Genomic DNA, 23972 nt, shown 5'->3' with positions numbered 1-23972 from the left:
CGCAAAATATACAATGCCTTTAGTAAAGTAAAGGAGCCTTTAGGCTCCTTTAAAAATGGTTATATAGTTAGGTAGTCAATCCCTAAAAAAACTGCTATTATACATGCACACCTTTAGCAAAATTAATTTGAATTTGATTAAATTGTTCAGGTTTCTCCCATTGCGGCCAATGTCCCGCACCTTCGACTACCACCAATTGGCTTTGAGGAATCAATTCCTGAAGATATTCCGCATCTTCGACTGTAGCTGTAGGATCATGGTCCGACATTAAAATAATCGTAGGAACGGTAATTTTACTTGTCCACTCTGAATCCCAGGTGTAATTTTTTCGCACTTCCCATTCTTGTAATATCATGATATTTTCAATAGCTTCCTTTAACTCTGTCTGTGTGTAAATGTTATAGCGTGATTGAACAAGTTCTTCTGTCACAAAACTCGTATCCCAGAACAAAAACTCCAGCCTCTTTCGAACATTCTCTTTATTGACTTCCAAAACGGCCTGAATCGTGGATTCTTTCAGCTTTTTCATCACTTCTGGTTTACCCTTAATATTACCTGGCGTGTTCAACACTAAGGACCTTACATATTCTGGATGATGAGCAGCAAACCATGCAGACGTCCATCCTCCCAAAGACTCCCCGGAAAGGTGAACTTTGCCAAGTGAAAGGGCTTTAATTACCGCTAACAAATGATTACTGTATACATCTAACGTATAAGGTTGATTCGGTTTATCCGTATATCCATGCCCAACCATATCTAAGACAAGAACTCTGAAATGCTTGCTCAAGCTCTTGACATTTCTTGCGTATGCTTCAGCGTGTCCGCCAACTCCATGTAAGAGAATCAATGGTTCTCCCTCACCAGCTTCGATAATTCTAGTATTTACACCGTCAGCATTGACATAGTATTGTTTAAAAGCTATTCCTGACAATTCATTCCAAATACTCACATTGTTGTTTGACATATAATTTCTCCTCCTCAAAATGCATTATCACAATCAAATGATTCACTCAATTTTCAGGTCTCCCAAAATGATACCCGCTTGCAGTGCCAAGAAAAGCTGATAGCTGGTTTGTAGATCATGGATATCAGCATCTAAAATTTCACCTATTTTTTTCACGCGATAACGTAATCCACCAATCGACAAATTCATTATTTCTGCTGATTTACATATATTTTGGCCACTCTTAATGTAATAATATAGAGTTTTGGTTAACTCTGATTCTTTCCCTCGATCGTATTCAAGTAATTTCGAAAGCATTTTGTTACAGAAATGCCGGATATCATCCGTTTTTCCTGCGCGAAATAAAATACCTACCGCTCCTAAATCATCAAAGTACATAATTTCCTTTTTCTCATGATTCAGGTTTAATGAAATGAGAGCTTCATTGTACAGAATCGGTATATCTTCAAGAGACTTTGATCTTGAGCTCATCCCAATTTTAAAAGGTATATCAGGGTATTTTTCTTTTAGAAAACCAAGTAATTTTCTAATAAATTTATCGACGCTCATAGCATATTTCAAGAACAAGTCAACAGGCAGTAACGCAGCTATGTTTTGAGAGCCTTCTGAGATTAAGATATTCAGATTACGCTCCATAAAATATCTTGAAAAAGCTTCAATCAAATTCATACCGCCGATTGGGTCCTTTCCATTCGGATAAAAATTTGTATTCCCTTTCAAAACTAAAAATTGATACTCTTGGCCCAAATCCACTCCAATATATCTAGCCCTTTTGAATAATATTACAGGGTTTAAACGATTTTGGATCATATCCTCTAACAATCCGCCTTTGATGTTTAACTTCAGTTCTGTATCCAGGATTGTTTCCTTGTTATAATTACTCACAGATCCGATGAGATACAATTGCTTCATTTTCAACCAATCAACTTCATTAAAAGAAGTGTTAATAAAGGAGCAGTAACCTACAATCTTGCCTCTGGATATCATCGGAGCAATTAATCTCTTATGTTCATCAGATTGGACCAGTTCGACAATTTGCTGCTTCTCAATAAGTTCAGCCAGATTAATGTTGTCTCCATCGTGATTATTTTTAACGATTTTCTTTAAGTTCCTGCTATATTGTCTAGCCAGTTCCGGATCTAAGCCTATTGAATAAAGATAGTTAAATCCCAGATCTTCAAGAATAATGGGGATGTTTGTAAGCTGATAGCATACGTCGGCCAATCGTGTTTCTCCAATGCCATTTAGAAACTGCACAATGGCTTGATTATTGAAATCCAAGGCAGCCTGCAAGTTATTTTTTTCCGTTAAAACTATATCAAGGCAGCTCAAAAGCATTTGCGGCAGGTCTGATTCGAACTCCTTCTCTGTGAAGGTATAATCTCCAAAATGCTCCGACATTTGAACAAGCATTTCCAATGCTTTAGGATAATCGACCTTATTTTGCAATATATTCACCCACTTAAGAAAGTTACAAGCTCAATTAGCTCACTTGAAAAACTTGCATTTTAAAATTATTCTACTTCTCCTGAATGGGCTTGTCGATTCCTTCCAAATTGCCATGCTATCTCTTCCTTCACCTAAATCGCTCTGATCGCTTAAATCGAATTAATAGTACTTTCTCAATCTCTAATCCTTAATTTCTCCAGCAATCCCTGACTTCCCGTTTTTTGGCGAAGACCTCGAATGCCCCAGCCTCCATCGAAATTCAATACTTCTCCTGTAGCCGGAATATTGTCATTTCTTGAAGCAAAGAATACGTAAGCCCCAGCATAATCTTCTCCGTACAATATACGCCCGATTGGAGCGGCGGACTCTACATTCTCATTACCCTGTTCCAAGTCAACGTCTTTGTACCATTCTTTATACATGCTCGTTATGGACCTATTGTCCATTTCCAGTGAGGCAGGTCCCCTTAAATCCGTCATTGCACCGCCAATGGCAATGCCGTTCACTCGGATATATGGTGCTAATTCAAATGCCAACTGGCGAACCAAGCCAACAACGGCATGTTTGGTGGATGTGTAAAGTGGTCCGCCTCCGTTTGTGTAAAAGCCTGCATTGGAAACTGTAAAGATCATATTCCCCCGAGTTGCCGCCAAATGCGGCAGACACGCCTTGGCCGCAAGTAAGTAACCCTTGACATTGATATGGAACAATTCATCAAATGCTTGATCAATCTTGTCTTCCGGAAGATCCACCAGCGACATGTTGTAATCCCAAATACCGACATTTGCAACTAACGTATCAATTTTCCCGAAATGTTCAGTACACCGGCTTACCGCTGACTTGAGGTCACTGAATCGGCGTACGTCTCCAACTATTCCAATGACGTTTTCACCATACTCCTTTTCAAGCTGATTAAGACGATCTGCCGACTTGTCAAACACTGCAACTTTGGCACCTTCAGCCACAAATCGTTCCACAATGGCACGGCCGACGCCGGATGCACCGCCTGTAATCAAGACCACTTCATTGGTCAATTTCATAATTGCAGCTCCCCACTTGTAAAAATAGTCACATGTAGCATGATCATGGATTGATTACTCTTTTTTTTCAAAGTACCCGTCTTCAAAAGCCACATATACATCGTCTCCATCAACCCGTACTGGATACTTTTCCAGAGATTTCCAAGGAGGGGCCATCTTTACCTCTCCCGTGCGGGCACAAAACTTTCCCATATGCAATGAGCACACGATGACATCTCCCTCCAGATAACCGCCTTCAGACAGCGACCATTTGGCATGAGAACAGCGGTCTTGTGTTGCAAATACTTCGCCATTGACTTTGAACACCGCTACTGCCGTGTTTCCTTCCACTACCTTTAACCCCTCATCATCCGGTAGATCAGACAACGTGCAAACCTTTGTAAATTTCATAACGCATCTCCTTTCAACTGTAGTAATGTTTAAAAAAAGACAGACAAGTTATTTGACAATAGCGTACTTTGATCAATCAAAATGGTTCGGCGGGCAATTTTAAAGCCCAATCCTCCCTCCGAACGCCGCAGTACATCCCGACGCTCGCCCGGAAAAATATCTGCCTGATGTTCCGAACGGTTGCGATACACGATAAATGACGATGCCACCTCATACGTGTTCGGTTCCTCCATTTCCCGAATAATGACGTTGGAAATGATGTGCCGTGTACGCGACACCGGATTCTCCGCCCAGTTCACCCCCGATACTCTAGCTCGAATACGTCCGCGCATCGTTTCATAGGTATCGTCATAGTGCCCACCTTTTCCTAGAGGCGCATACTCCTGCGACATTTCTCTACCTACTCGGTTCATGCGAATCGGCATCCAATAATGAATATCCTTGTCCATCAGCTCGAACCACGCTTCAAACTCCGAGTGGTCTAACAGCTGCGCTTCCTTGTAGTAAAACTGCTCAATTTCATGTTGCAGTTCCAAACTTGCTCTACTTTCCGCCCATTTAAACGGTTTGACTAACTCCATTATTTCCATGCCCTTTATCTCCCCTTGTTTTAATCCTAAATCGTATGACATCCAAATTCCCCATATATTTAGGCAACGACCCCAAATTAAGATTGGGGCCTCAATGTATCCCAACTCGGTTCCGACATCATGCGGGCCCAATGGGAATAAAACCCTCTAGCTGCTTCTTCAGAAAATACATAGGAGGTTTTACCCGGAAATTCCGGATTGTTTTTTCCCTGAACATTCAGCCCCATTTGCATAGCCAGCGGTGCAGTTTTGGACTTGTACCCACGAAGAGCGCTCTGAATTTCAACCCAGTTTTCCCCGTCATCCTGCTCGAACACTCCACCGGCACTGAACGTACGGACATTTTGACGAGCCAGTTCATCCTTGATTTCCTGCGGCGCATCCTTATCAACGACGACGAAGGCCCACACCTCAATTTGATCGGGTCCCTTCGGATGCCAGGTCCTTACTGTGTTCATACCATACGGCAAGAATGAGCAGTTTGGAAAAATAGTCATGTGGCTTGTCGCCATTCTCTGGTATGGCAGAAGAGGAGCCAGACGTTCTTTCGCCTTTTCAAAAGCCGGGCCCTCGCTATAATATTTGTCGACTATGGGTCCTACACGTACCGAACCTCTTGCTGTATCAATATAAAAGCCGCATCCATGACCGCCCCATTTAGCTCGGAACTGATGTCCTTTCATATGAGGCTCAAAATTGGATATGTCTTGCTCGGGTGGCATCCCTGCAACTACAGCAGCCATATGAGATGACAGGGCATGGTACATATCACTGGCAAATTGCTCCGCAGCAAACTTCCAGTTACATGGAATCACCCACTTTTGCATGACCCCGATGGCTTCTGTCCCTGCCTCGGAACGATCCAACATGGTGTCCATGTAAGGGGTTGCATCACTTAAATAAGTCAGCAAATCCGGCGCTTCCGGATCCCAGTTGGCAAATACTAACCCTTTGTATATCTCCACTCGAGCCTGCATCGGCCCCCACTCTTCTTTCTTGAATCCGGAGAATGCTTCTTCTTCAAACGGCACATTGACCAGATTGCCGGCTGTGTTATACGCCCAGCCATGGTAGGTGCACGTGAACGCCTTGGCATTCCCGCAATCCGCCCGGCAAATCTTCATCCCACGATGCCGGCATTGGTTATGGAACACCTTGATGCTTTTGTCTCTCTGCCGCACCATCACCACAGGATCTTCTCCCATATAGGTGGTCAAGTAATCTCCCGGTTTGGGAACGTGGCTCTCATGGCCAAGAAGCAGCCATGAACGGCCAAAAACCCTCTCCGATTCCAACTCATAGAGTTCCTGATCCGTATAAATGCGTGGATCTAACATTCCCTTCTCCTCATCGATAAGGGCACGGATTGCTTCGGGTGTCCACTTTTCTGAATTAAGGCTCATATATTAGAACATTCCTTTCTACTTAAAATTAAGAATTTTGAAATTACTAATTGAAATCGCTTTCTTGTATAAAGTTTAAATTTTTTTACAATTAAAAAATACAGCAAAAAGTGCTTTTTATTTCTTTATTTTCTATACATCTAATACAAAAAGATTGACAAAAGTATCCATTTAACAGTGCTCGGAATATAATCATATGTAACCAAAATCCTTCCGATGCCGCGCAGCACTTTAAGCGTTAAATACAAACCAATAACACAAAACAAAATAAAAAAGATATTAGACGAAAAACATAATCCTGAATTTCGAAAGCAACTTTCTTTGAAAATATAAAAAAATGCACCAACTCTTTGGTAGATTGGTGTTTGACGAGAAGATCACCCACTAAATGCTCGTATCCTTAACAGTTTAGTATTGATAGTTTCTGCTTTATCTCCTTTTTCTTGGCAATATAAAGGATATTGCCGAACATGACTGTAGGTAATGTCTTCAGCATTTTCCACTTGATTCTCAATGCAATAATCCACAAATTTTCCTAAAAGCATTTCATAATTTTTGATATTCGTTTTAGTTGTGTTCTTGAAACGTCTGTCATCTAAAAAGTCTTGATACGCGAATTTTAACAACACAAAAAACCACTCCCTAAATTTTTATAGGAAGTGGTTTTTGCTTTTAATATAAATTATTTACATGACTACTTCTCAAAATGGGCGAAAAATAGCATTAACTATTTCTCAAATGAAAGGCTTTTTGAGCCTTTCATCATGCCGCCCACAAGGTGAAAAGGTGTAACATCTTTAACGTTATGTATTAAAATCGCGATATATCAACGTTTTTCATTTTTTTAGCCGTAACATCTTTAACGAAAATTTACGGTTTTTACTTCATTGCGTTAGCAAAATGTTAACATTTTGTTTATAAAATCTCTTAGGAATAAATGATGCCCAACATCTATCCGTAATTGAAATCGAGTAGGAGGGGGTGACTAACCCCCTACCTCTCACACCACCGGGCGAATGATTTTCAAAAAAGTCATTCAAAAAGAATTAATAAAAAACGACCCCACTCAGTTTGTTGTTTTACAAAAGAAAAGGAAAACCCTTGAACAGTTAAAAGAATAGGATATCCCAAAGTATATGGAAAAAGAAGAGTTCGCTTTATTTTTAGAATCAGCCGCTTAACATGGTTTAGAGTTGGATTTCCCTGTTTTCCTCACTCTTTCTTATTCAGGCCAGCGTGTAGGAGAACTGGTCTTACTTCAGTGGGACGATATAGATTTTGATAAGCATACCATTCGCATCATCAAAACATACTACAATCAAAAAAATGACACCGTTCAGTATTCGTTAGGCACACCTAAAACGGAGGGATCGGCACGGATGATTGTCGTTGAAGAAGATGTCATTCATGCGCTTAAAGACCCGAAAGCCTCTCAGGAAAAGGTTAAAAACGATTAGGCGATGCTTACGTAGATCAAAATTTTGTGTTTGCCAAAACAGAGAGACATCCGGGTTACCCCATCTTTATTAAAACGGTTGAAAACAGAATGGAGCGATTACTGAAATACTACCCATACCGCCCATATCAGGCATTCCAGCACCGACTGGTTCTGGTTTGTCAGCAACAACTGCTTTAGTTGTTAAGACCTCCCCATTTTTTATAAAAGAGGAGTCCCATTTTTCTCATTCAAACTGTAAGAAAATTACACTTAAGTTCCTTTATAAACACCTGCTTATTTGCAATCCCAGAAATTTGTTCTCCTTTAATCACTTTTATTATATTTTCAGCGATTGTCATCGAGGATTTACTTGCTGCTTCATAGCTGAGTCCAGCAACGTGAGGGCTTGTCACCACATTTTCTAATTGAAAAAATGGATGGTCCTTTGGAGGAGGCTCTTTAGCAAATACATCGATACCTGCTCCTAAAAAGAGCTGCTCCCTTAATGCTCTTGCCAAATCTTCCTCATTTACAATACCGCCCCGTGCTGTATTAATCAGAACAGCTGTTTTTTTCATTAATTTAAACAAAGAGTAATCGATCATTTTATCTGTCTCTTGTGTAAGAGGTAGATGTAGGCTCACTGCATCACTTTCAATAAAAATTTCTTCTAAGGAAGTAGTTAGTTCAATCCCATATTGATCTGCAATTTTCTTTTTATCATCTGTAATGCTTCTAACATAAGCAACTGCCTTCATTCCAAAACCATGAGCTAATATTTTGGCTGTTATTTGGGCAATTGTGCCAAAGCCAACAATACCAACTGTTTTTCCATGCAGTTCAAAGGTATAATTTCCATTTCGAATGGCGGAATTTCCTTTGCGGGTTTCTCGATCAAAGAAGGTCAATTTCTTCAAAACTGCTAATAGCAGACCTACGGCATGTTCAGCCGTTGCCTGACTGTTTATTTTGGGAGCATGCAGTATCGGAATTCCCTTTTTGGTTGCATATTCAACCTCAATATTATCTAATCCTACTCCCGCACCTGAAATGGCTTTAACTCCCTGGCAATTGTCTAATATGGTTTTCGTAATTCGCGCTGGGGCACGAAGAATAATCCCATCGACTTGATGATTCTGCAAATAATTCACTATTTCGGATTCATCATATGCAACTAATTTTTTTACTTGTGCTAATTCATTTAGCACTTTTTCCCCATCCGGATGGTTCATAGGATAAATTTGTAAAATATGAGGCTTCTTCATATGTTCACTTCCTATAATAATGATCTGCACTCCAACAGAAACTTTGAAAAAGAACAGATAAATGATAGCGATTTCTACTTGCTGTAATAATTAGTTTCAAACTAGGATACCCTTTGGATCATTACTTATCTGCATGACCCCTGAGGTCATTCTTTTCTTTCACAACTTTCACCTAAAAACTATTCGCTTCTTTTGCCTTTCTTCTCCATAGCATCTAAAAGTTCAGCAAAAGCTTGCGCCTTTTGTTTTCTTAAGGCCTTTCCAGCTTCTTCGGCATTTCCATTGCGCATAGCATTAACAATCAACTTATGTTCTTCATTGGATTGTTTTTTTCGTTCAGGAACCTGAGTAAAAATAGATTTGGAATACTGTGACCTTTCCATTAGTGATAAAATTAGTTCAAAAAGCGTTTCATTCCCTGACAAATGATAAAGTGTTTGATGAAATTCCGTATTTAATCGACTAATTTCTAATATATTTGATTCCTCAATATTACGGTCAATCGCATCCACGATCTCTTGCAATTTATCAATTTGTGAGGGGGTTGCGTTTTTAGCTGCCAATCGAGCCGCGTATGATTCTAATTCCAATCGAACCGCAAAAATCTCCCTTGCAGTTTTTAAATTTGTTGTGCTCACACTAGAGCCTACATGAGGGATATTTTCAACTAATCCCTCTGATTCTAACTTCTTTAATGCTTCGCGAACTGGAATGTCACTTACGCCCATTTGCCTGGCAACTTCTCTTGCAACAATTTTTTCACCCTGTTCTAGAAAACCGGTAGTGATTTCTTCTTTTAGTTTTTCATAAACCATTTCAGTTTTTGTTTTATAGATATTTTTATTTGAAGTATTAATGGAAGTCAAATCCTTTCTTAAAATTTATTTAACCTACCATATATAATATATATTATATAATATTGTCTATTATATATGAAATCTTTGGTGTTCCCTTTATTATTCAGATTGAAACAAGAGTTTTCAAACGGTGTTTACAAGATTTTTTCAGCCATATTTTCCTTATGCTAAGGTACGTTACACGACAATAAAGAGCTAATCTTGATCCAAAGTAGAAATGAAAGTGAACTTCCAAATGATAAATAAAATAAAAATTCACACTTTTTTAATTTTTTACTTTTTAGAGTAAAAAGGCGTTTTCCCATATTGGAAAACGTCCCTGAGATAAGGAGATTTATTAGTTACCTTACATGGGTTAAAAAGTTCCTGATCATTTTCAGATGCCATATGTTCTTCTGTTCTTTTGTTCTAAACAAAACTAATTCCTCAAGAATTTACTGCTACCTTTAAACCCAAAATTTCTCGTGCCTTATTTGGTGTTGCAACCTCTTTATCAAATTCATGCACAACTCATACGGCTCTTTCTACAAATTCTGCATTAGACTTTGCAATTCTTTCATATGAGTAATAAATGTTATCTGTCAGCACCAAATGTAGCCACTTCAGGTTTCAATTCAATTAAATGAGCTATTCTTATTTCATCCGTTGCATTTAGTTCACCAGATGTAGTTAGATTGAGAATAATATCGCAGCCCTTCTCCTTAACCGACTCTACCTTTTGCTTGAATCTTTTTATATCCATTGTACCTTGACCATTTTCATCAATCATATGCAAGTGAGCAATTAAAGCTCCTGTTAATGCCGCTGTAATAATTACTTTTCCCTTGAACATTCACTCCTTTTTATAATTTGATATGTCCTAGTAAAACAATCAACTATTCGCACTGTCTAGAAAGTTTTATTACTTTTCCATTTCAACTACTGTGGCAATCCCCATACCTCCACCGATACAAAGGGTAGCTAATCCGTAATGTGATTCTTGACGTTTCATTTCATGCAATAATGTAACAATAATGCGGGCACCACTACAACCAATTGGGTGACCTAGGGCTACTGCTCCACCGTTCACATTAAGTTTTTTATTTGGAATTTGTAAATCACGACCTACTGCTAAAGATTGAGCTGCAAATGCTTCATTTGCTTCTACAAGATCCATATCATCTATAGTCAAACCAGCTTTTGCTAGGGCTTTCTTAGATGCAGGAACTGGTCCAATACCCATAATGGAAGGATCAACTCCGGCTGCTCCAATTCCGCGAAGGACAGCCATTGGTTTAACGCCTAGTTCTTCAGCTTTTTCTCTGCTCATGAGGACTAATGCTGCTGCTCCATCGTTAATACCCGATGCGTTACCAGCAGTTACGGTTCCATCTTTCTTAAATGCTGGTTTTAACTTTGCAAGAGCTTCTTTTGTTACTCCAGCACGAGGGAATTCATCTGTATCAAAACAAAAAGGATCACCTTTACGTTGTGGAATTGCTACAGGAACGATTTCCTCTTTGAATTTGCCTTCTTTAATGGCATTTTCTGTTTTTTGTTGGCTCCAAGCTGAAAACTCATCTTGTTCTTCTCGAGTTAAGCCATATTGTTCTGCAACGTTTTCAGCTGTAATTCCCATGTGATAGTCATTGATGGCACATTGTAAACCATCTTTAATCATGCTGTCATAAATTTTTCCATCTCCCATGCGGTAGCCAGTACGGCCCTTTGTAAGGAGGTAAGGAGCTAAGCTCATATTTTCCATTCCGCCTGCTACGACGATTTCTGCGTCGCCGGTTTGAATAGCTTGAGTTGCAAATTGAACAGCTTTCATTCCAGAACCACAAAGCTTATTGATGGCAGTAGCCGGTTTTTCAATAGGGATTCCTGCTTTAAGAGCTGCTGTACGAGCTGGTCCTTGCCCAAGTCCACCTTGAAGCACATTACCCATGATCACTTCATCTACTTGATCTGCAGTAATTCCAGCACGCTTTACTGCTTCCTTAATAACGATTGCCCCTAACTCTGTTGCAGGTGTGTTACTTAACGCTCCCATAAAATTTCCAATTGCTGTACGACAAGCACTTACGATTACAACTTCACGCATTTTGTTTTCCTCCTATATATTGAATTCGTTTTTTACTTTACGTTTGGACCAAGTTTGAAAGAAGCAGCCGTTTTTTCTTTAACTTCTTCTAAAGTAACTCCTTCTTGAAGCTCAAGAAGTTCTAATCCTTCTTCTGTAACATGGAAGACAGCTAATTCTGTCACGATAAAATTAACAACGCCTTTACCTGTTAACGGTAATGTGCATTGCTCAAGAATTTTTGGTGCTCCTTTTTTTGAGCAATGTTCCATGGCTACAAAAACCTTTTTAGCTCCTGTAACGAGATCCATTGCGCCACCCATACCAGGTACCATTTTTCCTGGTACCATCCAGTTTGCAAGATTACCATGAGCATCCACTTCAAGGCCGCCAAGAACTGTAACGTCCACATGACCTCCTCGAATTAACTCAAAGGAAAAGGCGCTATCAAAAAACACTCCACCTGGAAGAATTCCTGCAGGTTGTCCTCCAGCATTGACTAAATCTAGTTCAGTTTCTCCCTTGACTGGTCCAAGGCCAATGAAACCATTTTCAGATTGAAGAATAACATTTACGCCTTCAGGCAAATAGTTTGGAATCATCGTTGGAAGTCCAATTCCTAGATTGATGACATCTCCATCTTTCAATTCTTTAGCTACGCGGGCGGCGATAATTTCTTTTGGTTTTTTTTCTGTCTGAATCATTATGATTTACCTCCCTTGAACCAAAATTTTGTCTACTAGAATTCCTGGGGTCATAATTGCATCTGGATCAAGTTCGCCTATTTCAACCAGTTGTTCAACTTCAACAATCACAAGGTCTGCAGCAAGAGCCATTAATGGGTTAAAGTTACGGGCAGATTGATGGAATACTAGATTTCCAGCTTTATCAGCTTTGTATGCTTTTAGGAGAGCAACTTCAGCACGAAGCGGTTTTTCTAACAAGAATTCTCGGCCATCTACTTCTATTTTTTGTTTTCCTTCTTCTACTACCGTTCCGACACCTGTTGGAGTAAGCACGCCACCAAGACCGGCACCACCTGCACGAACACGTTCTGCAAGTGTTCCTTGAGGAACGAGTTCAACATCCAATTCACCAGCAATCATTTGCCTACCCGTTTCTTGATTAGTGCCAATATGCGAAACAATCGCTTTCGTCACTCGTCGGTTAACGATCAACGGTCCTACGCCTTTCTCGGTGAATGCAGTATCATTCGCGATCAAAGTGATATCTCTTACATCAGATTTCATCAAAATAGTTACAAGATTCTCTGAAGTACCTACCCCCAAAAATCCTCCAACCATTATTGACATACCATTTTTAAAAATGGATGAAATTTCCTCAATTGTAGTAATTTTATTCATTTCTAAGTACCTCCCAGGGGTATATAATAATCTGTAATAGCCAACTTACCGCATTCGGCATTTGCTTGACTGATTATTAAGAGAACATTAATGGTTCTGTTTCCATCCTTGTTTCTCGACATTCGTCATCCTAGCTTCAAAGCCAGCATCATTACGCAAACGATCTTGCCACTCTGAATCTTCAATCATTTCACGAAGCATGGTTTCCCAAGAAAGAAGAAACTCCTTCCGGTCTTCCTCGCCAACTCTAGGTGCAGCATAGGCAACAAACGGATCTAACACTTCAAGTCCAATGTACTCGAATAAACAACGATTGACTGGGTAGAGAAGCTTCTTAACATCCCCGTAGACACCTGTTTCGGAGAAGCGCTGTTTTGATCCTCCTGCAGAAATACAGGCAATCCCCCGACGATTAAGGAACCGGCCGCTTGTGAAACGCTGACCATCTGCATAGGCAAATCCATAGCCTAGGACTCTATCGATCCAACCTTTAAGAATGGCAGGCATTCCTCCCCACCACATTGGGAAAACTAAAATCATCAAGTCTGCCTTTCTGACACGTTCCTGCTCCCGCTGTATATCTTCTGCAAAACCATTATTCATGCTTGCGTATAGCTGCTCTTCTTGATAATGAAACCTGTCGGGATTAGCAACGGTGGTAAAATCATGGCGTCCAGCTACAGCGTAAAAATTTTCTTCGTAAAGATCTGATACTTCAACATGATGCCCTACAGACTGTAGAGTTCTCACTGCCGTATCTTTAAGCGCACCGGTAAAGGAAGTTGGCTCAGGATGTGCATAGACAATCAATGCATTCATTTTTTTGCCTCACTTTGAAAGGAATAAGGTTTTTTATTTCATCAAGTTAATTAATCATGTAGTTTTGGCCCATTTTAATTCTAAAATGAGCCGAATTTTGATTTTATATATCCATTTCTTAAGATGAACCCTCGTCTTTATCCTTCTGCTAAGAATGAAGTATTTTCAGTAGTTATCTTTCTAATTTCTGAATCAGTAAAACCATTTTCAGAGAGATTTTTCACTGCTTCAATTAATCCTTCATCTGGGAATGGATTATTCATTTGTCCAAGATCTGATGATAAAATAAACTTTTCAGGTCCCACATAACGGACAATTTCGTATATGTCTTCCCATGTGGCTCCATATTGTGGAGTGATACAACCAACGCATATTTCTAAGAATGCACCTAAATCTGCTAATTCCTTCTGATCTTCTTTCGATAAAGCAATAGAAGAGAATGTTGGATGAGTAATGACAACTTTTCTAACACCTTGTCCCTTAGCAGCTGAAACTAAAGCGAAAATCTCAGTTTTATTTAAATGTCCTGTTGCAAGAATAAGGTCGTTTTCTGCAACTATTTTGAGCATTTCTTGAACTGGCTCCTTAAGTTTCCCATCTTCTAGGACAGTAATTCCAGTTTGGGATTTTCCTTCTTTTCGACGATCAAACTGCACTTGTGCCCATGGTGGTAGATCTTCATAACCAGTTTGATTGAACATATATTGAATTTCGTTTTCAGCATCAAAGGTAGGCATCCAGACCAGTTTTGCACCATCTTTAGCTGCCATTTCTACTGCTGTAGGATTGATTCCTCCTACAGAATTGTTTAACGCAATGGCACCAATTGGATTAAAATCAGGATGGAATTTTTTCACAAGACGTGCTCTTTCTGCTGTGTTGAAGTAGTGAGATTTTATCACAAATCCTTTCATGCCGATTTTCTTTAGACGTTCCGTATAATCAAAATCATCTAATTTGCGTTGGCTAATATCTGGACCTGTATGAACATGTAAATCATAAGCACCTTCAAGTAATTTTTCGTACATTATTATTTCTCCCTTCAATATCTTATTATTTTAATTAAGCCTCTGGCATTGGATATTCGTCTGCGTTTAGAACCCATCCATCTTTCTCTGAAAAGTCAACGCGCGGCGGACAGAATATATCAATTAATTGGTTGATTCCAGAGCCAGTAGCCTGAGTAGTGTGAACAGCTCCCGGAGGAATCACCGCTACAGATGGACTAGGGCAGAGCTCATGATCATCTGGACGCCAATCAGCCATATTCGTTGTCCATGGCCAGCGAAGATGATGGACAAATTCTCCTTCTATTGCCAGAGAACATTGTTCAAAGTCATCATGCGAATGTGGCGACATTTTAGATGGATCACGAGGTCCATCATTTGGATCTAAGAAGTTCACCATGAATGTCGAGCATCTAAAAATACGTCCAAATCTGCCTTCCTCTTTAGGCACATCAAGGCTGTATACTCTTACCTTGTAACCATCCGTTGGTTCAGGCCATGGCTCTAGCAATGCCACATGCGGATTTAGCTCACTATAGGATTCCTTATTAAAAGGGAGATCTTTAAGATCCTTATTCTCTGTGCTGAACAAGCGAATGACTTTCCCGCCTTTTGTTACCTTAATCTCACTTTCCCCTCCAGGAATGAAGGCAATGCTAAGACCATCAACTATTGTTACACTATTTGCCCATCTAACTTCTGCTTCGCTTTCCTTATCAGGAAGAAGCAAAACATATTCATCTACTTGGTTTAGTCGCTTAAACTCTGCTCCATCGGTTGCGTCAGAGTAGGAAATAAAGAAATTCTGTCCGCGCATCCACCAAGTCTTTGTAGAACCATCCGTTTCAGTTGTTTCTTGCTCATAGAACTTCCCATAATCTGCAGCGGCAATTCCGTTAAGTTCTTTCTTTTTCTCCTTTGTTTGTATCAAAGTAGCACGTGGGTCACTTTTGTCAAACATAAGTACACCTCCAAGTTTATTAAAAATTACTTAACGATCTTTCTTCTATATTACTTGTCTACTATTTTTGAAGTTAAAATGACACTTTTTTAAAAAATACATGAATTAATGATTCCATATCCTATCAATCTCTTAATTTAATAAGAGAGGTCCTTAGGATACATAATATCTCAAGGACTTTCCTAAAGCCCTTTATCTATTTCCTTGATGTATCTTTTATTTTGTATTATTATTAAACTGATATGTTTTATTTTTTCCTAAGAGAAACTTTTATTAAAAGTTTTGCTTAGGTTTTTTTATTCTAATTCTTTTCCTTTTGTTTCAGGTAAGAGTGCTACTGCAAAGATTGCTAAAATATAGAGACCCACTGAAGTGTATACAAGTGCCGTTCCGATTCCAGTGCTCACAGCAATAGCTCCTGCCCCTGTAATCGCAAATGCTGAAATTCCCCGACCTACGTTGTAGGCGAATCCTTGACCTGAACCGCGCAATTTGGTGGGAAACATTTCTGCAAGAACGGTACCAAAACCACCGTAATATCCACAATAAGCAGCTCCTACAATAAACATGAGTAAGAAGAAGATAATAAGATTGCCTGCACCTGTAAAAATAAAGGTTGGAATGGCAATTGCAGCAAGTGCAAAAAACAAAGCAAAGCTCTTTTTCCGCCCAATTTTGTCGCTGAGGAATCCATATACCAGATATCCGCATATACTACCTAGATAGAATGGAATCATAAATAATGATGCATGCACAACATTGAAACCAGCTCCACCGCCAGATACAGGTGTTCCTAAGTAAGCAGGAAGCCAAGTAGCCATTGGATAACTAGCACCTAGACCAATGATACAGAAAATCGTTCCGACAATCGTCGGCTTTAACAGTTTGCCACGGAAAAGATCGAACCAGGAAGCCTTTTCTTTTTTAACTGTTTCTTGCTTAGTTTCATTCTTTGTCCAAATTTCCGGCTCTTCTACGTTTTTACGAATCCAGAATACAAGAAGTGCTGGGATAATTCCGATGAAAAACACTGGACGCCATCCCCACGCATTAATCATTGGACCTGCAATTAATGCAGCCGTTAAGCCTCCCATTGCATAACCAGATTGCATAATGGACATTGCTTTCCCGCGGTGTTCTTTTGGCCAAGTTTCAGAGATCAAGGCTGCTCCTGCAGACCATTCTCCACCCATTCCTAAACCAACTAGAACACGGAAGAACATTAATTGCCAAATACTTTGTGATAAACCACTTAGAGCTGTTGCAATTGAATAAATAATAACCGTAATCGTCAATGCCTTCATCCGGCCAAATTTATCGGCAACACGGCCAAATACCATACCGCCGAGGGCTGATGCAACTACAGCTACTGAGGCTACTAAACCTGTACTAGCTGTTGTTAATCCCCATTCCTTAATCAATGTAACGATGACGAAATTGTATAGTAGAAAATCAAATGCATCGAGTGCCCATCCAAGAAAAGCAGCAATAAGTGCCCTCCATTGTTGCTGATTAATATCCTTATACCATGGCCCCTGAGATTTAGTGGATGGTTTTAATTGTGCAGCCTGCATAGTATACCTCCGTTCTTATTATCATAAAGAATTTTTTAGTTCTTCGAGAACTGACTTGGCACCTCTAGCGAAAAAGGCAACATCATTGTCATAGACTAGGTAACGTATTCCAGCATCAATAGCTTTTAAGGCCTGTTCATGATTGCCGACAAATGTACCGGCTACCTTTCCATTTTTCTGTGCCACCTTGCCAAGTTTCTTCACTGCTTCTTGAACAAGCGGATGATTTAATTGACCAGGTACACCATAAGAATTGCTCAGATCCCCAGGTCCTAAGAATAAAACATCGATTCCTTCCAGGCTTGCGATCTCTTCCATATTTTCTACCGCTTCTTTACTCTCAATTTGGACAACGACCAATTGTTTATTGATAGAATCCTTTAAATGCTCATTCTTGTCTTTGATCGTATACTGAGCTGCACGAGTCGAAAATGATAGTCCGCGCATTCCAACAGGACGATATCTTGAAGCTTCAACAACCCTTTTAGCCATTTCAGCCGTACCGACTTCAGGAACCTGTACTCCTTGAACACCTGCATCTAATACACGTAAAATTGGATTTTCTTCACTGCCGGGAACACGAATAACAGTTGATATTCCAGCAGCTTCTCCAGCCCTTATTAAATCCTCTGCTTGATGATAATCAAGTGCTGAATGCTCCATATCAAGAATGACAAAGTCAAAGCCAAGATAGCCAAGCATTTCAGTTGCAACTGGACTGGAAAATTTGCTAAACGTTCCTATTACAGTTTTGTTATCCACTAGTTTCTCTTTAACTGAAATCATTTATTTACCCTCCTTTTTTAATACTGCCAATTAAGTTAAAGATACGGTGAGCCCACAGTTTGCACATTTAAAGCGCTTACTTTTTGAAGTTGCTCTATTGTATATAGAGAAAAATACTAATATTGTACAAATAACTAAGGAAACTCATCGACCCCTACACAGCAGGCAATACTCTTATCACAAAGTGAATTGAAATGGTGTTTTAAAATTTCTCCATTCAATCCTTTTTCACCACCTCCTTTAAATGTCTAAGTCAAACTACACGTCTTTCTCCCTCGATTCATCCGATTAAAATTTATATAAAAACGCTGTGCTCGTAAAGTGTTTCATTTCGTGATAATCTATAAATCAATTTATGACATTGAATATTTAAACGACTCATTTCCTTAATATCATCTTTCTCAATAGACCGGTAAAATCAAATATCCTTTTTGGAGCTCATCTTATTTCGGAAGCGTTTGCATTTTTTCAGCCATACGTCGCAAAGGCTTCTAACTCTATCAGAATGGCAAAGATTTCACCAGTCGGTTTAATATTGTAACGCTTATATGAGAACCGACATGAGGAATATTTTCAACTAAACCATCTGATTCTATCTTCTTTAATGCTTCCCGGACTGGAATATCACTTAAGTTCCGTCGCAACTTCTCTAGCAACTATCTTTTCTCCTTGTCTATGAAAACCAAAAACAATATCTTCTTTTAGAGTTTCGTAAATCATTTCTATTTTGCTATGATAGCTTCTTTTGGTTGACATATCATTAATTCCATTCTGAGATAATATATTATATATAATATATTACTTAATATGAAATATATTATATATAATATATTTAGTCAATAGAATATTTTAAAATTATTTCGTTTTTAGTTTACTAGAAACAAGCTTTTGTAACCGCCAAGTAGAAATGAACACTTTCTTACCAAAAATGCTTGATAAGATTGAACGCTATTTTCCAGTAGAGACGTGGAGAGGCGGTAATAATAGCCTTTGTCGGCTGAGCCAGATTTGTTGACATATCTGGCTTTCTGGCTAATAATCTTGCCCGCAGAGGCTCCTAGTAAAGTGACAAACTGCCTTCACTAACTTCCAGTAAAGTGTTCACTACTAATTATCAAAAAGTGTTCAAAGTTATCAGGTGGTTACAGCTTTGCCCAAGAACTTCTTGTATTGTTTCATTACATGTCACTCTGGAAACAAAAAATGAGGTTTTCCATTAAGTTGCTAATGGAAAACCTCATTTTTACTTTAAACTTAGTTTAGTTTACTCTCACCTTTACATAAAGCCCTTATATATCTAGGGGTGAAGTCGCTTCTTACATCATGCCGCCCATATTTCCTCCGCATTGTAACATGTTTAACGGAAGTTTATAAATGTTGATTAACTTGCGTTATAACAACTTTTTTTACAATTCGTTTTGTAACATCTTTAACATTAAATTATTACTTATTACGAGCTTTCGTTACCCGCTTGTTACTCCATTAACCAGGGGCAGTAATTGCACGTACGGCAAATATTTGGACACTTGCTCATGAAATTGGTCCTGTGTTAGGACTCCGTCATGTAGATAACCGTGATCGATTAATGTATTGGAATACAAGCAATATTACAAATTTACCACCCGATTGACATCAGTTTATAAGGATGGACCACGATTCGATAATGTGGAGGGATTATAGTTCGTACAAAATAAACAGTTATTTCATTATCCCCAACATTATTGCGATGCTTAAATAACTCTTTTTGATCTTTGGTTACAACCCCATAAGTATTTTTCCATTTTAGGAAAATGTCATATTATAATAGCATTTTTGACAAACATGGAATACATTAACAAGTAAAAAAGAGTATGTATTCTAAATTTAATAAAGAAATGGGGTTTTTTTATGGGAGATTGTGAATCAGAACATCATTCCGTGCATCATCCCAAGCCAGAACACCCACCGGTCCCCGGAGGTCCATGTCCAATCGAATCAAAGGAACAAGTGCCATTAACGGTTATGGCCACTAACACAGTTAAGCACACTAGAACCCCAATAATTAAGGTTCCAGTTGTATTGGCAGAGCCAACACTTCAAATTGTGTTAGAGGCAGATATTAAACTTCATCCAGCAGCAACAGAAATTAAAAGAGTGAAAAAAAATGTATTTCTAGATCAGGTTAAACTTGTCCCAGTTGCATTTACACGTATTGACAACACTGACTTTTTTAACGTGATAAGGGCTAAATTATTTGTAGCAGGGCATATTCGCAAAAATATAGAATATGCTACGCATGATTGTCAGGGAGCCCTTCAAGATCGAATTGCAGATGTTCCGTTTACTGGCTTTGCAGACCTTAATGGTGACATCTGTGAGAACACCAACGGATTTATTCAATTCCCCATTATAGGTATTTCTGAAAGCGCCGAGGCTAATTTTCTTAATGATCTAACCAAGTTAGATGCTCGCTTGGATAAAGCTTTCTTTCAAAATCTTGTCAAGTACAATGAACAGCCATTCGGTGAGTTAGTAGCTGTAAACTTCTTTGAGCTTGATTTTTCACCAACCATGACACCTCCCAAGGGAACTTTTAGCAAGTTGCGAGAAAAAATCGTCTTGGACCTTACGGTAAAAGTATTACAAGTTCAGCAATTCAAGATTATTGGTGCACAACAAATAATTCCTAAATCTTCTGGTCATCACCTCCCGTAAGTTTGTAATTAAGAAAAAAGACTCTGTTTTTTTAAACAGCGTCCTTTTTCTTTGCCGACATGATTGCAGTCTCCAGGGTGGAAGTCATGAATCACGAAGCTGTAAGTAGTAGTGGCTAGTTAACGAAAGGGTGTATACAGTGGAGCAGAATCTGAAGGAATCGGGCGGAATTGCGATAGAAGTGGATGAGGAGTGACTTGCTTTTTCAAAATTAGGAAAACGTTAATTACACAATAAACGCCTTGCAGTATCCATGTAATCTTTGTCTGCATATTTTCCAAATTTCTAATTTACATATCTAAAGTATTATGACAATTGTTTAAACAATTCGTGCCTTAAGAAAATATATTAGAAATGTAAGTTGTTAACTCAACAAAAGTGTTAATGCTAAATCCTTCATAAAACCATCAAGAAAGGATAATAAGCTTATGCGAACCATTGTATTTATTGAAACGAATAAATCAGGATCTAGTAGAGAGGCAATTAAAGCTGCAGAACGACTCGGCTATTTTACGGTGTTATTAACCAAGAAAAAAAATTTCATTCATCAAAGAACAGAATTTCCAGATGTCCATCAAATGATTTTAGTGGAATTATTTAACTACGACAAATTAAAAGAAAACATTATAAATCTGCAAAAACAAGGTAAACAAATAAAGTGCGTATTGAGTTTTGTACATTCTTACGTTTATTTAGCTGCAACCTTATCAGAAGAATTTTGTCCAAGTGTTGTATCAAGTGATCCAATTTTTTTAATGGAAAATAAAATATTAAGTCGTGACCTTCTCATAGACCTCCCAATTTCTCCTCATTATGCCGTTTATACTCCAGACCATTCCTTAGAGAATTTTATTGATAAACACAAGGGCTATTTACCTCTTATTGTAAAGGCCCCCACATCTGCCGGTTCAAAAGATGTTCTGTTGGCGAATGACGAGAACCAGTTGAAGCTGGCAATACACAAATTACTAAACCATCATGAACAGATTTTGCTGGAGGAGTATCTAGCTGGCCCCCAATATTTAATTGAAGTATTAGTACACGATGGAAAAGTTCATATAATCGCAATTATCGAACAACAGATTACGTTTTTACAACGGTTTATTGTAACAGGTTACTGTTTACTGCATGATAACGAAAAAAGTTTATACGATAGTATCCTTGAGACAGTAACTTCCATCTTAAAGGTTTTTCAACTGAAAAATGGTGCCTGTCACTTAGAAATGCGCCTAGTAAATGGGTCGTGGAAATTAATTGAAATCAACCCAAGGATCTCAGGTGGTGCGATGAATCGAATCATTGAAGTCGGATATGGAATTAATTTAGTAGAGGAGACCATTCAATTAATGTTAGGAAATGAGCCTTGTCTTACTAGAAAACACAGTAAGTATGTATATGCACATTATTTAACCGTGGATTCAAAAGGAGAATTAATTAAGGTAACAGGGGAAAATCGCAGCTCTAAATATCCCGGTGTAGAAGAGGTGTATATAAAATCCCGACAGGGACAGATATTACGGCCGCCTTTATCAATGGGAGATCGATACGGATACATTTTAGCATACTCCGATGAAAAAGATGAGGCGATAAGAATTGCCAAGAAAGCAGCTAGCGAGATACGTTTCAACCTTGCTCCAATTGTAAATACGGAGTGAAAAATCATGACTATTAAGAAATGAAAAAAGAGGCTTCCCAAAAGTTCAAAGAACTGATGGAAAACCTCTAATTTAGTACCTTATTTAAGAAATTGTTACTCTTTAGGTTTTCTTAGAGTTTACGGGGTCCAAAAATCCCAGTTTTATTGGGATTCAAGGGGGACAGATTACATCATGCCGCCCATTCATCACTTGGAAAAAATAAAAAAAATAGATTAATAAAGTCGTTGATATTATAGGGTTTTAAGCTTTTCCACTTAAATAGTTTATAACAGAAGAAAAAAAGACTATGGATTAAAAGACTTAATAAAGGCTATATCATTACCACTTCGATTATTAATGCGATAAGGGATTCATGTGACAGACACAAAGAAGTTGTTCGAGAGGATAAAACTGTAATGGTAGATTTGAACCTTCCAAGAAATGAATTTCCTATCAATGAATTGGATTATGAGGATAAGATTTATCCATTTTCAAAGACACGTCTTATTGTTGGTCAGGATAATTACGCGTTTATTACGTATATATTTGACGGTGGAAAAGAAAAATTAGACGAAAAGCCATTATTTGATGAATTCATAGAGACCCTTAAAACAGATAAAGAATTCGCAGAGTTGAAAAAAAGGGAATGGCCCGAAGGTTTTACGGACGACTCGGATAAAAAACTTTTAAAGACTTTTTTTAAATGCTATATTAAAAGTTGCAAGTCAGTGAAGAAGTTAAAAATAAGATGTAAAAAGAACTCATTGGTAAAATGGGTTCTTTTTACATAAATACGTAAACAGAAAGTGCCCTTAAAATGGGCGTATTAACAGTATGAAGATGATTATCATGAGACAAGCATGCATATAAGGTGGATTTTTGATGTTCCTTTTTCTGTTCTTAAATAACATTTCATTTTTGCTTAAATAAGTTCTATTCTCAAGATGGAGGTCGTCTTTTTTATTTTATAAACAGATTTGTGAAACATTACACCTCTCAAAGGGGGCGATCCTTCAATAATGGAAGGTCGCTTTTTTCTTCTGTAAGTAACTGGGCAGTATAGTTCAATAAGAAAATCGCAAATATTAGTGTTAAAAAATATATTGAGGTAGGGAATTTAATAGTCTGTTATATTCAAAAATCTTGGACATACTAAAGCCATCGGAACAGGAAAGAAGTGATGAAATGAAAAATAACATGCTCGGAATCACTGCTTGCGCATTCATTTCGTTAGTTGTTGGTGGGTGTGGGGTCCACAATGAACCAAAAGAACAAAAAGAGGTTGCTAAACCAAAAGTTGAAAAAGCAAAAGAACCAGAATCCATTCCCTATAAATATTATAAGGTTTCATGGGGTTCGCGATAAAGAATGGGTGTATGCAGATGATTGGGTTCAACATGAATCGTTTGCTTCCTTCGAAGAAGCTAACCAAGTGTTAGATACATGCAAAAAAGGACACGATACACAAACAGATGCAAATAAAACAGCTGTGGAACAATGCGTGAAATCCTATATACTGAAACAGAACAAAAAAGGATAATACTTGTTAAACATTTGAATCAATCAAAAAGACTTTTCAATCGAAAAGTCTTTTTTCTTCTTCCTCGTCGATAAAAAGATTTTTTTTCGTTTGGTGTAAGTTGGTAGAGCGTAACTTTCTAATACAACT

At 38.4% G+C, this 23972-nt stretch carries 25 protein-coding genes and 1 pseudogene; 6 read left to right on the top strand and 20 right to left on the bottom strand.

All coding sequences use genetic code 11. The features are described 5' to 3' along the window. Positions 1 to 97 precede the first annotated feature (97 nt). The 7 genes from JN080_RS23505 to JN080_RS23475 all read right to left on the bottom strand — a co-directional run bounded on the left by JN080_RS23505 (position 98) and on the right by JN080_RS23475 (position 6465). The gene (locus tag JN080_RS23505; protein ID WP_256238417.1) at positions 98 to 964 is read right to left on the bottom strand and encodes an alpha/beta fold hydrolase; all 867 of its coding nucleotides are present in this window, start codon (positions 962 to 964) and stop codon (positions 98 to 100) included. Positions 965 to 1006: 42 nt separating this feature from the next. Continuing rightward, a complete protein-coding gene (locus tag JN080_RS23500; protein WP_256238415.1) occupies positions 1007 to 2413 on the bottom strand; it encodes a PucR family transcriptional regulator in 1407 nt (468 codons plus the stop codon). A gap of 173 nt (positions 2414 to 2586) precedes the next feature. Beyond that, entirely contained in the window at positions 2587 to 3453 is an 867-nt protein-coding gene (gene hcaB / locus JN080_RS23495; protein WP_256238414.1) for a 3-(cis-5,6-dihydroxycyclohexa-1,3-dien-1-yl)propanoate dehydrogenase, read from the bottom strand. A 54-nt stretch (positions 3454 to 3507) separates the two neighbouring features. Next, a complete protein-coding gene (locus JN080_RS23490; protein WP_256238413.1) occupies positions 3508 to 3843 on the bottom strand; it encodes a non-heme iron oxygenase ferredoxin subunit in 336 nt (111 codons plus the stop codon). 29 nt (positions 3844 to 3872) lie between these two features. Further along, entirely contained in the window at positions 3873 to 4475 is a 603-nt protein-coding gene (locus tag JN080_RS23485) for an aromatic-ring-hydroxylating dioxygenase subunit beta (RefSeq protein WP_305474882.1), read from the bottom strand. Positions 4476 to 4510: 35 nt separating this feature from the next. Further along, positions 4511 to 5770 carry an aromatic ring-hydroxylating dioxygenase subunit alpha gene (locus JN080_RS23480; RefSeq protein ID WP_305474879.1) on the bottom strand — a complete coding sequence of 420 codons (1260 nt, stop codon included), beginning with the start codon at positions 5768 to 5770 and terminating at the stop codon, positions 4511 to 4513. Positions 5771 to 6213: 443 nt separating this feature from the next. Continuing rightward, complete coding sequence (locus JN080_RS23475; protein ID WP_256238412.1) at positions 6214 to 6465, bottom strand: site-specific integrase; 252 nt, start codon at positions 6463 to 6465, stop codon at positions 6214 to 6216. Between the two features lie 564 nt (positions 6466 to 7029). On the opposite strand from JN080_RS23475, the gene JN080_RS23470 reads away from it, so the two are divergent. After that, positions 7030 to 7293: a site-specific integrase gene (locus JN080_RS23470; RefSeq protein WP_256238411.1), complete on the top strand. Its 264-nt coding sequence runs from the start codon at positions 7030 to 7032 to the stop codon at positions 7291 to 7293. A gap of 69 nt (positions 7294 to 7362) precedes the next feature. Here JN080_RS23470 and JN080_RS23465 read toward each other — a convergent pair. From JN080_RS23465 to JN080_RS23405, 13 genes and pseudogenes are all read right to left on the bottom strand, one after another. After that, positions 7363 to 7479, bottom strand: a pseudogene (locus tag JN080_RS23465) (hypothetical protein); the annotation flags it as partial. A 43-nt stretch (positions 7480 to 7522) separates the two neighbouring features. Beyond that, a complete protein-coding gene (locus tag JN080_RS23460; protein ID WP_256238410.1) occupies positions 7523 to 8539 on the bottom strand; it encodes a hydroxyacid dehydrogenase in 1017 nt (338 codons plus the stop codon). A 179-nt stretch (positions 8540 to 8718) separates the two neighbouring features. Then, a complete protein-coding gene (locus JN080_RS23455; RefSeq protein WP_256238409.1) occupies positions 8719 to 9354 on the bottom strand; it encodes a GntR family transcriptional regulator in 636 nt (211 codons plus the stop codon). A 616-nt stretch (positions 9355 to 9970) separates the two neighbouring features. Continuing rightward, positions 9971 to 10228, bottom strand: coding sequence for a 3-keto-5-aminohexanoate cleavage protein (locus JN080_RS23450; protein ID WP_256238408.1), 258 nt, complete (start codon positions 10226 to 10228; stop codon positions 9971 to 9973). 69 nt (positions 10229 to 10297) lie between these two features. Beyond that, entirely contained in the window at positions 10298 to 11482 is a 1185-nt protein-coding gene (locus JN080_RS23445; RefSeq protein WP_256238407.1) for an acetyl-CoA C-acetyltransferase, read from the bottom strand. Between the two features lie 32 nt (positions 11483 to 11514). Then, positions 11515 to 12165, bottom strand: coding sequence for a 3-oxoacid CoA-transferase subunit B (locus JN080_RS23440; protein WP_256238406.1), 651 nt, complete (start codon positions 12163 to 12165; stop codon positions 11515 to 11517). Positions 12166 to 12171: 6 nt separating this feature from the next. Beyond that, entirely contained in the window at positions 12172 to 12825 is a 654-nt protein-coding gene (atoD, locus tag JN080_RS23435) for an acetate CoA-transferase subunit alpha (protein WP_256238405.1), read from the bottom strand. An 87-nt stretch (positions 12826 to 12912) separates the two neighbouring features. After that, a complete protein-coding gene (locus tag JN080_RS23430) occupies positions 12913 to 13644 on the bottom strand; it encodes an NAD(P)H-dependent oxidoreductase (protein WP_256238404.1) in 732 nt (243 codons plus the stop codon). Between the two features lie 137 nt (positions 13645 to 13781). Next, the gene (locus tag JN080_RS23425; RefSeq protein ID WP_256238403.1) at positions 13782 to 14672 is read right to left on the bottom strand and encodes a DUF6282 family protein; all 891 of its coding nucleotides are present in this window, start codon (positions 14670 to 14672) and stop codon (positions 13782 to 13784) included. A 34-nt stretch (positions 14673 to 14706) separates the two neighbouring features. Next, on the bottom strand, positions 14707 to 15612 hold the full coding sequence (locus JN080_RS23420) for a cupin domain-containing protein (protein ID WP_256238402.1): 906 nt from the start codon (positions 15610 to 15612) through the stop codon (positions 14707 to 14709). Positions 15613 to 15908: 296 nt separating this feature from the next. After that, on the bottom strand, positions 15909 to 17186 hold the full coding sequence (locus JN080_RS23415; protein WP_256238401.1) for an MFS transporter: 1278 nt from the start codon (positions 17184 to 17186) through the stop codon (positions 15909 to 15911). A 21-nt stretch (positions 17187 to 17207) separates the two neighbouring features. After that, positions 17208 to 17972: an HpcH/HpaI aldolase family protein gene (locus JN080_RS23410; protein WP_256238400.1), complete on the bottom strand. Its 765-nt coding sequence runs from the start codon at positions 17970 to 17972 to the stop codon at positions 17208 to 17210. Between the two features lie 500 nt (positions 17973 to 18472). Then, a complete protein-coding gene (locus JN080_RS23405; RefSeq protein ID WP_256238399.1) occupies positions 18473 to 18628 on the bottom strand; it encodes a hypothetical protein in 156 nt (51 codons plus the stop codon). Positions 18629 to 19470: 842 nt separating this feature from the next. Here JN080_RS23405 and JN080_RS29995 point away from each other — a divergent pair. From JN080_RS29995 to JN080_RS23385, 5 genes are all read left to right on the top strand, one after another. Continuing rightward, positions 19471 to 19602 carry a matrixin family metalloprotease gene (locus tag JN080_RS29995; RefSeq protein ID WP_375141746.1) on the top strand — a complete coding sequence of 44 codons (132 nt, stop codon included), beginning with the start codon at positions 19471 to 19473 and terminating at the stop codon, positions 19600 to 19602. Between the two features lie 257 nt (positions 19603 to 19859). Further along, on the top strand, positions 19860 to 20666 hold the full coding sequence (locus JN080_RS23400; protein ID WP_256238398.1) for a CsxC family protein: 807 nt from the start codon (positions 19860 to 19862) through the stop codon (positions 20664 to 20666). Positions 20667 to 21094: 428 nt separating this feature from the next. Then, positions 21095 to 22321, top strand: coding sequence for an ATP-grasp domain-containing protein (locus JN080_RS23395; RefSeq protein WP_256238397.1), 1227 nt, complete (start codon positions 21095 to 21097; stop codon positions 22319 to 22321). A 398-nt stretch (positions 22322 to 22719) separates the two neighbouring features. After that, positions 22720 to 23094: a hypothetical protein gene (locus JN080_RS23390; RefSeq protein WP_256238396.1), complete on the top strand. Its 375-nt coding sequence runs from the start codon at positions 22720 to 22722 to the stop codon at positions 23092 to 23094. Between the two features lie 467 nt (positions 23095 to 23561). Beyond that, positions 23562 to 23843, top strand: a complete 282-nt coding sequence (locus JN080_RS23385) for a hypothetical protein (RefSeq protein ID WP_256238395.1) — start codon at positions 23562 to 23564, stop codon at positions 23841 to 23843. Positions 23844 to 23972 lie beyond the last annotated feature (129 nt).

It is taken from the genome of Bacillus sp. EB600, assembly GCF_024494385.1.
Taxonomy (GTDB): Bacteria; Bacillota; Bacilli; order Bacillales; family Cytobacillaceae; genus JAEVLT01.
The sequence above is the reverse complement of the archived record's forward strand: the minus strand, read 5'-3'. Positions and strand labels throughout refer to the sequence as shown.